A 14935-nucleotide genomic window follows, 5' to 3' on the forward strand; every position below is an offset into this window, starting at 1 on the left:
TTCCTCCATACCGTTTGCGAACTGGCATTGCCAGAGACAAAGGAAATCTTCGCCGGATGATCGACAATTCCGTTGCAGAGGGAAGGCAGCTCATGCCAAACAGCGCGCCATGGACGCAAGCTCTGAAACATTCGAAGCCAGATTGACGGCCACCGCGCGCGAGGTCGAGGCTGTGCTCGACACTCTGCTGTCATCATCCGTATTGAACGGCGAGATCGTCCGTCCGGAACGGCTGCGTTCAGCCATGCACTATGCCAGCCTGAACGGCGGCAAGCGGCTCCGCCCTTTCCTGGTCATCGAGGCGGCATCGCTGCTCGGCGGGGACAGAGACGCGGCGCTGCGTGTGGGCGCGGCACTCGAATGCGTGCACTGTTATTCGCTGGTTCACGACGATCTGCCGGCAATGGACGACGACGACCTGCGTCGAGGCAAACCGACCGTGCACATCGCCTACGATGAGGCGACCGCCATCCTCACTGGCGATAGTCTGCTCACCTATGCCTTTGACATCATCGCTGCGCCCGAAACGAAATTGCCTGATGCCGCCAAAGTGGTGTTGACGCTCGCGCTGGCGCGAGCCGCAGGCATCGGAGGCATGGCAGGCGGTCAGGCACTCGACCTTGCCGCCGAGAAGCAAGCGCCGGACGAACAAGGCATCGTGACGCTGCAGGCCATGAAAACAGGCGCGCTCATCCGCTTTGCCTGCGAAGCCGGCGCCATCATTGCCGGCGCTTCGCCAGAGGATCGTAAACGACTGCGTCAGTTCGGCGAGAGGATCGGCCTCGCCTTCCAGCTCGCGGACGACATTCTCGATCTCACCTCCGATGCAGCCACAATGGGCAAGGCGACGGGTAAGGACGCCGGTCGCAGCAAGGGCACATTGGTGGCACTGCACGGCATGGCATGGGCGGAAGCCAAGCTTGCCGAGCATGTGCGCGAGGCCGAAGAACTGCTGTCTCCCTATGCCGGGCGCGGCACAGTTCTGACTGACGCAGCTCGCTTCATTGCCGGACGCAAGAGCTGAAAAAGCGTCACCGAGACAATATTTCCGCCACCTGACGAGATGCAGTCCCTTGTCGTTCGCTTGGAGCCGGGCCAAAAAAAACCGGCAATAGCCGAGTGGCCGAACAAGAGACGCAAGATGCATGAGATCCTGACCTACCTGCCGCAGATCCTGCCGGCCTACGTCGCCTATCTGATCGCCGTCATCAGCCCTGGCCCGGCAATCATGGCCATCGTGTCGACGTCGATGACGCATGGCCGGAAGGCAGGCATGACCATCGCGCTTGGCATCTTCGCGGGTTCGTTCACCTGGGCATGCGCCGCCGCTCTCGGTCTTGCGACCATCCTCCAGACCTACGCCATCGCGCTTGAGATCCTGAAGGTCTTCGGCGGCCTCTATCTGCTTTATCTCGCCTACAAGGCCTTCAAGGCCGTACGCGCCAACAATGACCTGCCGACAGCTGTCGTGCAGAAGAACCTTTCGACGCGGGCCCTGTTGCTGCGCGGCTATGGTATCCACATCACCAATCCGAAGGCCATCTTCGCATGGCTGGCGATCATCGCGCTCGGCATGCCGCAGGGCGCGCCGGCACCCGTCGCCGGCCTGATCATCGGAGTGTGCATGGTGACAGGCTTTACCGTCTTCATGGGATACGCAGTGTTGTTCTCGACACCACATGCGTTGAAGATTTACCGCAACATACGCCGCTGGATCGAAGGCGCTATGGCCGCCTTCTACTGTGTTGCGGGGCTGAAGCTGCTGACCAGCCGAATCTGAGCGTTTTCGATTGCCGCTTTATTCGGCGGCCGTCTTCTGCCCGAAGCGCTTTTCGATGTAGTCGACCACGAGCGCCTCAAAGTCAGAAGCGATGTTCGGTCCGCGCAGGGTCAACGCCTTCTTGCCGTCGATGAACACGGGCGCCGCCGGCGTTTCGCCGGTGCCAGGCAGGGAGATGCCGATGTCGGCGTGCTTGCTTTCACCTGGTCCGTTGACGATGCAGCCCATGACCGCAACGTTCAGCGCTTCGACACCCGGATATTTCTCGCGCCAGACCGGCATGTTCTTGCGAAGGTCGTTCTGGATGTTCTGCGCCAGTTCCTGGAATACGGTCGAGGTCGTGCGCCCGCAGCCGGGACAAGCCGCAACGACAGGCACGAACTGGCGGAAGCCCATCACCTGCAGCAGCTCCTGGGCAACCTGCACTTCGCGCGTCCGGTCGCCATTCGGCTCCGGCGTCAGCGACACGCGGATCGTATCGCCGATCCCCTGCTGCAGCACATAGCCCATGGCAGCCGATGAAGCGACGATCCCCTTGCTGCCCATGCCGGCTTCGGTAAGGCCGAGATGCAGGGCATGGTCGGAGCGTTCGGAGAGCATAGAATAGACGGCGATCAGATCCTGGACCTGGCTGACCTTGGCCGACAGAATGATCCGGTTGCGCGGCAGACCGATCTCTTCGGCCAGATTGGCCGAGATCAAGGCGGACTGCACGATCGCCTCACGCGTCACTTGGCGCGCCGAGAGCGGTGACCCAGCCTCGGCGTTCTGGTCCATCAGCGCCGTCAGCAATTCCTGATCCAGCGAGCCCCAGTTCACGCCGATGCGCACCGGCTTGTCGTAGCGGATCGCCATCTCGATGATGTCGCCGAACTGCTTGTCCTTCTTGTCCTTGAAGCCGACGTTGCCCGGATTGATACGGTATTTCGCCAGCGCCTCGGCGCAAGCCGGATGGTCGGCAAGAAGCTTGTGGCCGATGTAGTGGAAATCACCGACGAGCGGGACGTCCATGCCAAGGCGCAGCAGCCGTTCGCGAATTTTCGGAACCGCGGCCGCGCTCTCGTCGCGGTCGACGGTGATGCGGACAATCTCGGACCCCGCTTTGAAAAGAGCCGCCACCTGCGCAACGGTGGAGTCGATATCCGCAGTGTCGGTATTCGTCATCGACTGGACGACAACAGGCGCACCACCACCCACGATGACGCCACCAACATCGACCGCAACGGATGCGCGGCGCGGCTTCGGATCAAAATCTGCAGCAGAAGACATATAGAGTTCTTGAACCCCTGAATTTCGTGTCTTTCAGGTGGATCATGCCCGCTTTGTTGTCAACCGCCCCGCACATCACTTTTGCTTGGAGCCGTCTCAGTGACCGCCACCCGATATGCCGTCGGCATAGCGTGCAAGGTTCGAGAACAGCAGCACGACGACCAGCAACACCGGCAAAGCCATGAAGACGACACTGAATCCGATATGCTCCGCCACAAAGCCGATCGCGGAGGGAGCCACCAACATTCCGGAATAGCCCATGGTGGTTACCACAGAGAGGCCAATGCCGGCGCGCAGGCCCGGAATATTGCCGGCAGCCGAAAACGCAATCGGAACCATGTTCGAGATCCCGATGCCGCAAAGCGCAAAGCCCAGGATCGCAATTTCCGCATTGGGCGCAAAGGCGGCGAGCAGCATGCCTGATATCGCAAACAGCGTGCAGATCCTAAGCGTCAACACGCCCCCAAGCCGGTCGCGAACAAGATCGCCGCCAAACCGCATGACCGACATCGTCAGCGAAAACGCCGCAAAGCCGAAGCCGGAAAGCGCCACCGATGCTCCCAGTTCCTCACGCAGGTAGAGCGCGCCCCAATCCAGCACCGCGCCCTCGGGAACCATGGAGAACAGCGCCATCAACCCCATCAGCCACGGCAGCGGCACCAGTGGCAGCCGAAGCCTTTCCTTCTTCTCGTCGGGATGCGGAGGGTCCGCGAGGATCATCCTCCAGGCGACGCCCAGAACGATCGCCGCAAGCGCAGTCGCAATCTGCGCATGCCAGAGCACACCGACCTTGGCGATCAGCAGGCCACCGAGGCCGGCGCCGATCAAACCGCCCAAACTCCAGAAGGCGTGGCACGAGGACATGATCGACCGCCGCATCGATTGCTCGACCGCAACCGCATTCGCATTCATGGCAACGTCCATGGCTCCCATGAAGCCGCCAAACAGAAAGATCGAGATCGCCCCTGTCGCAACGTTCGGCGCAAGCGTCAGTGCAAGCAGCGCTGGCAGAAGGCACACCGCAGCGATCTGCGCGACAAGTTTCGAGCCATAGCGCGCGATTTGCGCCCCCGCGATTGGCATCAGGGTAAGCGAACCGACACCAAGAACTAGGATCATCAGACCCAACTGAAACTTGCTCAGCTGCAGGCGCTCTGCGAATTCGGGAATTTTCGGCGCCCAGCAGCCAACGATGAAGCCATTGACGAGAAACAGCAGCGAAACCGCTATCCTGTTCTTCGTTACGTAGCCGCTTCTGACCATCGGCGCTGTGTTAACGTGATCCATGTCTCTTCCCACAGTGTCTCGACGTCGGCACTCGCCCGACGCGTTTCTTGAATGATAGTTATGTCGTTCCGCCAGCCACGATCGTCCTGCAGCCGCTGTCGCGATAGCGCGCCAGCATGGCTGGGTCGGCGTCCTGCTCGACCACCAGGCACTCGCACTGCGCCACAGGAAGCACGCTATGTGGCGCGGCAGTGCCGAACTTGTCGGACGTCGCGGCGACCAGAACCTTCTTGCTTCGCGATGCTGCAAAACGCTTGAATTCAGCATCTTCGAAGCCGAAGGCCGTCACGCCAGYAGTCAGATCTATCCCGCAAGCACCGAGGATGCAAAGATCGGGTGACAGGGATTCCATGTCGCGCATGGCCTTTGCGCCGAGCGCACCGCTGACCTGCCGGTCGATAAGCCCGCCGATCAGGATCACGTTAACCGCCGGCTTCTCGATCAGGGCGGCGGCGATCGCTGGCGCGTTGGTCGCTGCCGTCAGGGTCAAATCCATTGGCAGGGCCGTCGCAATTGCGAGGTTGGTGCTGCCCGCATCGAAAAACACGGTCGAGCCGGGAACGATCTGCGACACAGCGGCGACGGCGAGCGCCTGCTTGCGATCCCGCGCGATCCCTGCCCGGTGGCCAAGGCTCCCGCCGGCGGGCGCAACCGGCAACGCGCCACCATAGACGCGCTCGCACAGGCCGGCAGCTGCCATCTCGCGCAGGTCCCTGCGGACCGTGTCTTCGGATACACGGAATTCAACTGCAAGGTCTGCCGCTAGCACCCGACCATCACTGTGGAGCTTCCGCAGGATGACGCTTTGGCGCTCCTGCAGGAGAAGTTCGTTCGCATTCATGCCGACTTCAGCCTGGTTGATCAAAAACTGATAAAAACATGCATAAACGGATACAAACGTGCACGCAAGTGTGGTGCGCTATCTCGATCTTCACAAACTGAAACGGGGCGCGCCAAATCTGTGATAAATGAGAAAAATATTCGCAGATGCCGATTTTCTTCGCAGTTTTCTACGCTTCGCAGCGATCAGCTTTTCTGCGATTTTTCGTGCATCAAACACCTTGTGAATTGGATAAAAAGATGAACCTCCTGAAGACTATCGCCGCTGCAGCACTGATCCAGGCCGCCGCCCTTCTTCCCGCCGTTGCCGGCGAAAACCTCGCTGCCATCAAGTCTGCGGGTGTCTTCAAGATCGGCACGGAGGGTACTTACGCCCCGTTCACCTATCATGACGATAGCGGCAAGCTGGTCGGCTTCGACGTGGAGATCGGCGAGGCGGTTGCTGCCAAGCTCGGCGTCAAGGCCGAATTCGTCGAAGGCAAATGGGACGGCCTGATCGCCGGTCTTGATGCCAAGCGCTACGACACGGTCATCAACCAGGTCGGTATCACCGAAGCCCGCAAGCAGAAGTACGATTTTTCCGAGCCCTACATCGCATCCAAGGCCGTTCTCATCATTCGCGACGGCGACGACAGCATCAAGGGCTTTGCGGACCTGAAGGGCAAGAAGTCGGCTCAGTCGCTGACCAGCAACTTCGGCAAGCTTGCCGAACAGTCCGGCGCAGAACTCGTCGGTACCGATGGTTTCGACCAGTCGATCCAGCTCGTATTGACCAAGCGTGCAGACGCGACGATCAACGACAGCCTCTCCTTCCTCGACTTCAAGAAGCACAAGCCTGACGCTCCGGTGAAGATCGTCGCCCAGCAGGAAAATGCCGATTTTTCCGGCATCATCATCCGCAAGGGTGAGCCGGAGCTACTGGAAGCCATCAACAAGGCACTGGCCGACATCAAGGCCGACGGCACCTACAAGAAGATCTCCAACAAGTACTTCGGTCAGGACGTTTCGAAGTAACTCGTAACGCAGGCGGCTTGCTGCCGCCGCCACATCCTTTATATGTTCCCGAGAAAGCGTTCAGCGAAACCTCGCTGGACGCATCTTCTTTGAGGATTGAACCTTGCCGCACTGGCTTCAACTGATGGCGGAGTCGCTTGGTCCGCTCCTCTGGGCCGGCCTGATCTTCACGATCCCGCTGACGCTCCTGTCATTCACACTCGGTCTCATCCTTGGACTGCTGACGGCAATCGCACGGCTTTTCGCGCCGGCGCCGATCGCCGCCATCGCGCGCTTCTATGTCTGGGCCATCAGGGGCACACCGCTGCTGGTGCAACTCTTCGTCATCTTTTACGGCCTGCCGAGCATCGGCATCCTGCTCGACGCCTTTCCGGCAGCACTGATCGGCTTCACCCTCAACATCGGCGCCTATAGCTCCGAAATCATCCGCGCCGTTATCTCCTCCGTGCCGAAGGGGCAGTGGGAAGCGGCCTATTCGATCGGCATGAGCTGGCGCCAGGCGATGAGCCGCACGATCCTGCCCCAGGCCGGGCGCGTTGCTGTACCGCCGCTCTCCAATACGTTCATCTCGCTGGTGAAGGACACGTCGCTGGCGGCCGCCATTACGGTCCCGGAGCTGTTCCAGGCTGCGCAGCGCATCGTCGCGACCACTTACGAGCCGCTCATCCTCTACATCCAGGCCGCATTGATATACCTTGCTTTGAGCTCCGTCCTATCAGCGTTGCAGGTTCGCCTCGAGCGTCGCTTCGCGCGCTATGGCGGCATGCTGGAGGCAAACGCATGATCGAGCTTTCCCATATCGAAAAGCGCTTCGGCGACGCCGTCATCCTGAAAGACATCAGCATCCGGATTCCGGAAGGCAGCGTCACCGCACTCGTCGGCCCCTCGGGCGGAGGCAAGAGCACGCTGCTGCGATGCATCAACCTGCTGGAGATCCCGACAGCAGGTACGATCCGCCTCGGCGACGAGAAAATAAGCTTTACGCCAGGCCAGAAGACCGGCTGGCAGGCGATCCAGAAGATCCGCCGGCAGACCGGAATGGTATTCCAGAACTTCCAGCTCTTTCCGCATCAGACGGCCATCGAGAATGTAATGGAGGGCCTCATCACCGTGCTCAAGTGGCCGAAGGAAAAGGCGCGTGAACGGGCGATGGAATTGCTGACAAAGGTCAACATGGCGCACAAGGCCGACGCCTGGCCTTCGACGCTCTCGGGTGGACAACAGCAGCGCGTCGCAATCGCCCGCGCGCTCGCTCCCTCTCCGCGAGTTCTTCTCTGCGATGAACCGACATCGGCGCTCGACCCCGAGCTTTCCGCCGAAGTCGTCGATGTTCTCGGCCGTCTCGCCCGCGAGGGCACGACGATGGTAATGGCGACGCATGACCTGCGCCTTGCCTCGAAGATCGCCAACGACGTTGTCTTCCTCGAGGCCGGCAGTGTGGTCGAGACGGGAAGCGCAAGGAACATCTTCACGGCGCCGGAGCGAGAGCGCACCAAACGCTTCATCTCGACGATCAACGCCGCCCATACCTACGATATTTAAGGGGCGCGTGGAGCGACAGCGCGCAGCGCGTTCCCCCACAAGCAAGCCGGTCGAGCTGGTTCCTCACGTCTTTCGACGACAATCTTGAGCTTGCTCATATCAATTCGCGCATAAAAAGCAGAAGGGCGGCCCGAAGGCCACCCTCTTTTTGTCCTTCGCATCTTCGTCAGCCCGCGTAGCTGACCAACAGATCCTTGGCGTCGATCTGGTCGCCGGCTTTGACAAGCACTTCCGCGATCGCACCGTCCTTTTCGGCGTGGATCGCCGTTTCCATCTTCATAGCCTCGATAGAAACAAGCACGTCACCGGCATTGACCGCCTGGCCGGGCGAGACAAAGACGCGCGAGATGACGCCTGGCATCGGCGCACCGACATGCGCGGCATTGCCCGGTTCCGCCTTGCGGCGGGCGGCGGCACCGGTCGCACCATGCGCGCGATCCGGCACCTTGATGCGGCGCGGCTGGCCGTTGAGTTCGAAGAAGACAGTCACCATGCCTTGCTCGTCGGTCTGGCTCATCGCCTGGTTGACGACGACGAGCGTCTTGCCCTTTTCGATATCGGCAAACAGTTCCTCGCCGTCGGCAAGGCCGTAGAAATAGGCCGGCGTCGGCAGGACGGAGACCGGGCCGTAGGTGTCGGAGGCCAGCGCAAAGTCGGTGAAGACTTTCGGATACATCAGGTAGGAGGCGAATTCGAAGTCATTGACCTCGCGCTCCAGCTTGGTCTCGATCGCTTTGCGCTCGGCATCGAGGTCAGCGTCGGCAAGCAGCGAACCCGGACGCACCGTATAGGGCGCATCGCCCTTCAGTGCCTTCTTCTGCAGCGCCTCCGGCCAGCCTGATGGAGGCTGACCGAGATCGCCCTTCAGCATCGAGACAACAGATTCCGGGAAGGAGACTTCCTTGTCGGCGCTGACGACATCGGCAACCGTCAGGTCTTGGCTGACCATCATCAGCGCCATGTCGCCGACGACCTTCGAGGACGGCGTCACCTTGACGATATCGCCGAACATCTGGTTGGCGTCGGCATAGGCCTGCGCCACTTCGTGCCAGCGCGTCTCGAGACCGAGCGAACGGGCCTGTTCCTTGAGGTTCGTGAACTGGCCGCCCGGCATTTCGTGCAGATAGACTTCGGAGGCCGGTCCCTTGAGGTCGCTTTCGAAGGCCGCGTACTGATGGCGCACCGCTTCCCAATAGAAGGAGATACGGCGGATCCATTCCGGATCGAGACCGGGATCGCGTTCGGAGCCGCGCAGCGCTTCAACGATCGAGCCAAGGCAGGGCTGCGAGGTATTGCCGGACAACGCGTCCATCGCCGCATCGACCGCGTCGACGCCGGCATCGACCGCCGCGAGAACCGTCGCCGCTGCAATGCCCGAGGTGTCGTGCGTGTGGAAGTGGATCGGCAGGCTGGTGGCGTCGCGCAGCGCCTTGAACAGCACCTTGGCGGCAGCCGGCTTCAGCAGGCCCGCCATATCCTTCAGCGCGATGATATGCGCGCCGGCTCTTTCGAGCTCAACGGCAAGGTCCGTATAGTACTTGAGATCGTACTTCGGGCGCGCCGAATTCAGGATATCGCCGGTGTAGCAGATTGCCGCTTCGCAGAGCTTGTTCTCCTCGGCCACCGCATCCATCGATACGCGCATGTTCTCGACCCAGTTCAGGCAGTCGAAGACGCGGAAGAGATCGATGCCGCCGGCAGCAGCCTGCCGGACGAAGTATTTGACGACGTTGTCAGGGTAATTCTTGTAGCCGACGCCGTTTGCTCCGCGCAGCAGCATCTGCAAAAGCAGGTTAGGCGCGGATTCGCGCACGAGCGACAGGYGCTCCCACGGATCTTCCGTCAGGAAGCGCATCGAAACGTCAAACGTCGCGCCGCCCCAGCATTCGAGCGAAAGGAGGTTCGGCAAAGCGTGTGCATAGGTGCCGGCGATCCGCGCGATGTCATAGGTGCGCATGCGGGTCGCAAGCAGCGACTGGTGGCCGTCGCGCATCGTCGTATCGGTCATCAGGATGCGCTTTTCGTTGCGCATCCACTCGCCGAACTTCTTCGGACCGAGCTTGTCGAGAAGCTGCTTGGTGCCGTCGGCGATGCCGCTACCGTTGGTATAAGGGACGATCGGCTCGGCGATATCGGCGGACGGCTTCGGTCGATCCTTGGCTTCCGGATGGCCGTTGACCGTCACATCAGCGAGGTAAGTCAGAAGCTTCGTCGCGCGATCCTGTCGCTTGACCTGCTGGAAGAGCTCCGGCGTCGAGTCGATGAAGCGCGTGGTGTAGCTGTTATCCTTGAAATTCGGATGCGTGATGATCGCTTCCAGGAAGGTGAGGTTCGTCGCAACGCCGCGGATACGGAACTCACGCAATGCACGGTCCATGCGGGAGATCGCTTCCAGCGGGTTCGGGGCCCAGGCAGTGACCTTGACCAGCAGCGGATCGTAGTACCGGGTGATGATCGCGCCGGAATAGGAGGTGCCGCCATCGAGACGGATGCCGAAGCCGGATGCCGAACGATAGGCGGTGATGCGGCCGTAGTCCGGAATGAAGTTGTGCTCCGGATCCTCTGTCGTGATGCGGCACTGCAGGGCATGGCCGTTGAGGCGAATGTCCTTCTGCTCGGGAACGCCCGATTCCGGTGTACCGATCGCAAAGCCATCAAGGATGTGGATCTGCGCCTTGACGATATCGATGCCTGTAACGACTTCGGTGACCGTGTGCTCGACCTGGATGCGCGGATTGACTTCGATGAAGTAGAATTTGCCGGTGTCGGCATCCATCAGATATTCGACGGTGCCCGCACCGATGTAGTTGGTGGCACCCGCGATCTTCAGCGAGTATGCCGCCAGTTCCTGGCGCTGGGCTTCCGACAGGTAAGGCGCCGGCGCACGCTCGACGACCTTCTGGTTGCGGCGCTGGATCGAGCAGTCGCGCTCGAAGAGATGAACGACATTGCCATGCGTGTCGCCAAGGATCTGGCTTTCGACATGGCGCGCACGCTCGACGAGCTTTTCGAGATAAACCTCGTCCTTACCAAAGGCCGCCATCGCTTCGCGCTTGGCCTCCGTCACCTCGCGTGCAAGGTCGGCTTCCGAGCGGATGACGCGCATGCCGCGTCCGCCGCCACCCCAGGAGGCCTTCAGCATCACGGGGTAGCCGATCGCCGCCGCCATCTTGGCGACCTCAGCCATATCATCCGGCAACGGTTCCGTTGCCGGCACGACAGGCACGCCGACGGAGATTGCCAGATTGCGCGCGGCGACTTTGTTGCCGAGCTGGCGCATTGTATCGGCCGTCGGACCGATGAAGATGATGCCTGCCTTGTTGCAGGCATCGACGAATTCCGGGCTTTCCGACAGCAGGCCGTAGCCGGGATGGATCGCATCGGCGCCGGAAAGCTTGGCGACGCGGATCACCTCATCGATCGACAGATAGCTCTCGATCGGACCGAGGTCGCGGGCAAGATGCGGGCCGCGGCCGACCTGATAGCTTTCGTCTGCCTTGAACCTGTGCAGTGCCAGTTTGTCTTCTTCCGCCCATATCGCGACCGTTTTTATCCCGAGCTCGTTGGCCGCGCGAAACACGCGGATGGCAATTTCCGAACGGTTGGCAACAAGTATCTTGGATATGGGCAATGCAGTCTCCTCACGGCATCGAAACGGGCAATGCTGCACCCGCGAAGAGAAGTCTTAACGCGCTGTCACGGAAAGTTCAATTTCCGGAACCGTCCGAAATAGAATTTCTCTAAGACTAGGTGATCAGCCCATGCCGGAAGGCGACAGCGACCGCATGCTGTCTATTCTTTGCCTTCAGCTTGTCTTGTAGGCCGTTCATGTACCAGTCGACGGTGTGGTTTGAAATCTTGAGGCGTTTGCCAATCTCAACCGAGGTCATGCCTTCCGCGAGATATTGAAGTATTTCCATCTCCCGGCGCGTCAAACGCGTGTCGATGCCGGAAACTTCTTCGAGCGCATCCGCCTCCCCCTTCAGCTCAAGGAGACGCCAGAAAGCCTTTCGGGCAATGGCATCAAAGAGCGAAATCTCGACAGGAGAGAGGTCTACGGGTGTCCCGCCTACGCTCATGTTGCCGAGGATGCCGTTTCTGCCCTGGATTGGGAAAATGTAGCCGTCCTTCAGGCCATGGCTATGTGCGTCGGCCATCATTTGCTCCATCCGGCGATGGTGCGGATCCTTCCGGAAGGCCGCCAGGCTGTCCCTCCAGCGAAACGGCCTTTGCGCATATGCGAGATAACGTACCGTCGGGTCGCTCAGAACATACTTCTTCGAAATATAGATCTGCGGCCATTTCTCTGGCCAATGACCGGCAAACATAAGACTGATTGGATCTTCAGTCGCCTTCAGGTGTCGCAAAAGGCCATAATACTGGAAGCCGTAGGCGTGGATGACATGCTCCAGTTCGCCAACAACTCCTTCGGGTCTTCGACACTCTTCCAGAACGACAAGCAATTGAATTAATGAATGAATACTCAAAATAAATGCCCCTACGCCAGTTGGGCTCCTAGCCGAATGATCACGACCAAGGGAAGTGTTTGGTTGGGCGCCCCTGCGACGCATTTAGACGTCAATCTATGGTGTGCCAGCGCGACCATGCAACGCAAGTGAAAATTGCGAGATTTGCGATACGTCCCAAAAAAGTTCAGTCCCTCGGAATGGATTGCTGTGGGTGCGCTCCCTAAAAGAAATTTGCCGCGACCGCTCGTCTGAACGCTTCGTTAATCGCTGGTTCAGGTATCTTTTTGTAGCGTTGCAGCGTCCATTATTTCGCACATGCACAAGAGGTATCGCCGTGTCGCTATTCAAGGTCTATGCTAGAGCTTTGCGCTATCTCGGCGCCTACAAGCTCCGCGTATCCCTGGTCGTTATTGCGAACATCGTGCTTGCCGCGATCACAATCGCCGAACCGATTTTGTTCGGTCGCATCATCGATGCAATTTCAGGCAAGGGCGAAGTCAAACCCATCCTTTTCATGTGGGCCGGCTTTGCCGTTTTCAACACCATAGCGTTCGTTCTTGTCGCTCGTGAGGCCGACCGGCTGGCCCATGGCCGCCGCGCCACACTGCTGACGGAAGCGTTCGGCCGTATCATCTCCATGCCGCTGTCCTGGCATCATCAGCGTGGCACGTCGAATGCGCTGCATACGCTGCTGCGCGCATGCGAAACGCTCTTTGGCCTTTGGCTCGAGTTCATGCGCAACCACCTGGCGACTGCCGTTGCCATCGCGCTTCTGGTGCCGACTGCGATGTCGATGGACCTGCGTCTTTCGGGCGTGCTGGTCGTGCTCGGCGTCGCCTATTGGCTGATTGGTCGTCTCGTCATGAGCCGCACCAAGGATGGCCAGGCGTCGGTCGAAAACCACTACCACACCGTTTTCTCACACGTCAGCGACTCGATCAGCAACGTATCGGTCCTCCATAGCTACAATCGCATCGAAGCAGAAACCAAGGCACTGAAGTCGTTTGCCGAGCGCCTGCTGCAGGCTCAGTATCCGGTTCTCGACTGGTGGGCTCTCGCGGGCGCCATGAACCGCATGGCTTCGACCATTGCGATGATGATCATCCTGGTCATCGGCACGCTCATGGTTCAGTCCGGCGAGCTGCGCATCGGCGACGTGATTGCCTTCATCGGCTTTGCGAACCTGCTGATCTCGCGTCTCGACCAGATGCGCCAGTTTGCCACGCAGATTTTCGAGGCCCGTTCGAAGCTCGAGGATTTCTACTCGCTCGAAGACTCCGTACGTGAACGCGAAGAGCCTGCCGGCAATGACGATATCGCCGACGTGAAGGGTGAAGTCGAATTCCGCAACGTGTCGTTCCGCTTCGGCAACACCGCGCAGGGCTTGCACAACGTGTCCTTTACCGCCAAGGCTGGTCAGACGGTTGCGATCGTCGGTCCGACCGGTTCGGGCAAGACCACGATGATCAACCTGCTGCAGCGCGTGTATGACCCGGATAGCGGCCAGATCCTCGTCGATGGTCACGACACGACGAAGATCACCCGCAAGTCGCTGCGCCGCTATATCGCGACGGTGTTCCAGGATGCCGGCCTGCTCAACCGCTCGATCAGCGACAACATTCGCCTCGGCCGGGAAGGCGCCTCGGATGAGGACATGCGTCGAGCAGCTGAAGCGGCCGCTGCCGCCGACTTCATCGAGACGCGCGAAGAGCAGTACGACACCCATGTCGGCGAACGCGGCAACAGGCTTTCCGGCGGCGAACGTCAGCGTGTGGCGATTGCCCGCGCCATCCTCAAGGATGCCCCGATCCTCGTGCTCGACGAAGCGACAAGCGCGCTTGACGTCGAAACCGAAAATCGCGTTAAGGCCGCAATCGACAACCTGCGCCAGAACCGCACGACCTTCATCATCGCGCACCGTCTTTCGACTGTTCGCGAAGCAGACAAGGTCCTGTTCCTGGACGGTGGCCGTGTCGTCGAAGAAGGCAGCTTCGATGAGCTCAGCCATAGCAACGGCCGGTTCGCGGCGCTGCTGCGCGCCAGCGGCATCCTCACGGACGAAGAAGTTCGCAAGGCGCACACGACCGAGGCCGCATAAGACGGATCGCTCAAGGGAAATCGGCATAGGGGGCGATCATATTTGATCGCTCCCCTGCCACACCACCCGGCATGCGGGTCCGCACCGGGCGGTTCGAGGGATTGAGGTTATGCGAGTCTGGGCATTCCGAGTTGGTCGGCCCATCTGATGGTGAGGACGGCGTTGATGAGCTTGCCGCTGTTGCGCCACCAGCGGCGGGCGTTTGCCGCCACCTGTAGGGCCACATCGGGTTTTGCCCCCCGAACCGTCAGTTCCCGGAAGATAGTCCTGCCGTGCTTCCATTGCTTGAGCTGGATAGCCCTCAAACGGTGACGCATCCATTCGTCCAGCCTTTGCCAGACCCGAGATGTTTGCGCCAGCCGGAAGTAGGCTTTCCATCCGCACACGAAGATACGCAGCCGTTCTGCCACCGCTTTCAGGGATCGACCCGTCACGCGCGGTGTCAGTTCGCGAATGCGCTCCTTGAACGCCTTGATGGCCTTGTCGGTTTTCTTGCGCAGACGGTCGATCAGGATGTCATGGTCAACCCGGTCGAAGAACTTCTCCAGATCCACGTCCACAACGATCCGCCGTCCGGACTGCACGAACGATTGCGCCGCCAGGACGGCATCGTGCGCACTCCTTCCCGGACGGAAG

12 protein-coding genes are annotated in these 14935 nt (G+C 60.3%); 6 read left to right on the forward strand and 6 right to left on the reverse strand.

The window, feature by feature from the left end; genetic code table 11:
• Nucleotides 1–109 precede the first annotated feature (109 nt).
• Entirely contained in the window at nt 110–1024 is a 915-nt protein-coding gene (locus tag AC1DE4_RS12355; protein ID WP_477881475.1) for a polyprenyl synthetase family protein, read from the forward strand.
• Between the two features lie 117 nt (nt 1025–1141).
• Complete coding sequence (locus tag AC1DE4_RS12360) at nt 1142–1780, forward strand: LysE family translocator (RefSeq protein WP_025658061.1); 639 nt, start codon at nt 1142–1144, stop codon at nt 1778–1780.
• 18 nt (nt 1781–1798) lie between these two features.
• Here AC1DE4_RS12360 and ispG read toward each other — a convergent pair whose 3' ends face one another.
• From ispG to AC1DE4_RS12375, 3 genes are all read right to left on the reverse strand, one after another.
• Complete coding sequence (gene ispG, locus AC1DE4_RS12365) at nt 1799–3049, reverse strand: flavodoxin-dependent (E)-4-hydroxy-3-methylbut-2-enyl-diphosphate synthase (protein ID WP_018855914.1); 1251 nt, start codon at nt 3047–3049, stop codon at nt 1799–1801.
• 96 nt (nt 3050–3145) lie between these two features.
• Nucleotides 3146–4336 (reverse strand): MFS transporter, encoded by a 1191-nt coding sequence (locus AC1DE4_RS12370; RefSeq protein ID WP_477881478.1) that lies wholly within the window; start codon nt 4334–4336, stop codon nt 3146–3148.
• Nucleotides 4337–4394: 58 nt separating this feature from the next.
• Nucleotides 4395–5177 carry a DeoR/GlpR family DNA-binding transcription regulator gene (locus AC1DE4_RS12375; RefSeq protein WP_477881480.1) on the reverse strand — a complete coding sequence of 261 codons (783 nt, stop codon included), beginning with the start codon at nt 5175–5177 and terminating at the stop codon, nt 4395–4397.
• A 239-nt stretch (nt 5178–5416) separates the two neighbouring features.
• On the opposite strand from AC1DE4_RS12375, the gene AC1DE4_RS12380 reads away from it, so the two are divergent.
• The 3 genes from AC1DE4_RS12380 to AC1DE4_RS12390 all read left to right on the forward strand — a co-directional run bounded on the left by AC1DE4_RS12380 (nt 5417) and on the right by AC1DE4_RS12390 (nt 7732).
• Nucleotides 5417–6190 (forward strand): amino acid ABC transporter substrate-binding protein, encoded by a 774-nt coding sequence (locus AC1DE4_RS12380; RefSeq protein WP_477881482.1) that lies wholly within the window; start codon nt 5417–5419, stop codon nt 6188–6190.
• 103 nt (nt 6191–6293) lie between these two features.
• Nucleotides 6294–6974: an amino acid ABC transporter permease gene (locus AC1DE4_RS12385; RefSeq protein ID WP_025658056.1), complete on the forward strand. Its 681-nt coding sequence runs from the start codon at nt 6294–6296 to the stop codon at nt 6972–6974.
• Nucleotides 6971–7732, forward strand: coding sequence for an amino acid ABC transporter ATP-binding protein (locus tag AC1DE4_RS12390; protein WP_025658055.1), 762 nt, complete (start codon nt 6971–6973; stop codon nt 7730–7732). The genes AC1DE4_RS12385 and AC1DE4_RS12390 overlap by 4 nt, the downstream gene beginning before the upstream one ends.
• A 166-nt stretch (nt 7733–7898) precedes the next feature.
• Here the strand turns inward: AC1DE4_RS12390 and pyc are convergent, their stop codons facing one another.
• Both pyc and AC1DE4_RS12400 read right to left on the reverse strand, forming a co-directional pair.
• Entirely contained in the window at nt 7899–11363 is a 3465-nt protein-coding gene (gene pyc / locus AC1DE4_RS12395; protein WP_477881484.1) for a pyruvate carboxylase, read from the reverse strand.
• Between the two features lie 115 nt (nt 11364–11478).
• Nucleotides 11479–12219 (reverse strand): helix-turn-helix transcriptional regulator, encoded by a 741-nt coding sequence (locus AC1DE4_RS12400; RefSeq protein WP_025658053.1) that lies wholly within the window; start codon nt 12217–12219, stop codon nt 11479–11481.
• Between the two features lie 316 nt (nt 12220–12535).
• On the opposite strand from AC1DE4_RS12400, the gene AC1DE4_RS12405 reads away from it, so the two are divergent.
• Nucleotides 12536–14299: a glucan ABC transporter ATP-binding protein/ permease gene (locus tag AC1DE4_RS12405; protein ID WP_018855922.1), complete on the forward strand. Its 1764-nt coding sequence runs from the start codon at nt 12536–12538 to the stop codon at nt 14297–14299.
• Between the two features lie 107 nt (nt 14300–14406).
• On the opposite strand, the gene AC1DE4_RS12410 is transcribed toward AC1DE4_RS12405, so the two are convergent.
• Nucleotides 14407–14935: group II intron maturase-specific domain-containing protein (locus tag AC1DE4_RS12410; protein ID WP_477881486.1), on the reverse strand; the 529-nt coding region annotated here is incomplete at its 5' end.

The organism is Rhizobium sp. 10N414 (assembly GCF_056394785.1).

Coding starts and splice junctions, on each gene's coding strand:
- AC1DE4_RS12370 (WP_477881478.1), bottom strand. CDS start 4,336: ATGGATCACGTTAACACAGCGCCGATGGTCAGAAGCGGCTACGTAACG.
- AC1DE4_RS12355 (WP_477881475.1), top strand. CDS start 110: ATGGACGCAAGCTCTGAAACATTCGAAGCCAGATTGACGGCCACCGCG.
- AC1DE4_RS12390 (WP_025658055.1), top strand. CDS start 6,971: ATGATCGAGCTTTCCCATATCGAAAAGCGCTTCGGCGACGCCGTCATC.
- ispG (WP_018855914.1), bottom strand. CDS start 3,049: ATGTCTTCTGCTGCAGATTTTGATCCGAAGCCGCGCCGCGCATCCGTT.
- AC1DE4_RS12380 (WP_477881482.1), top strand. CDS start 5,417: ATGAACCTCCTGAAGACTATCGCCGCTGCAGCACTGATCCAGGCCGCC.
- AC1DE4_RS12360 (WP_025658061.1), top strand. CDS start 1,142: ATGCATGAGATCCTGACCTACCTGCCGCAGATCCTGCCGGCCTACGTC.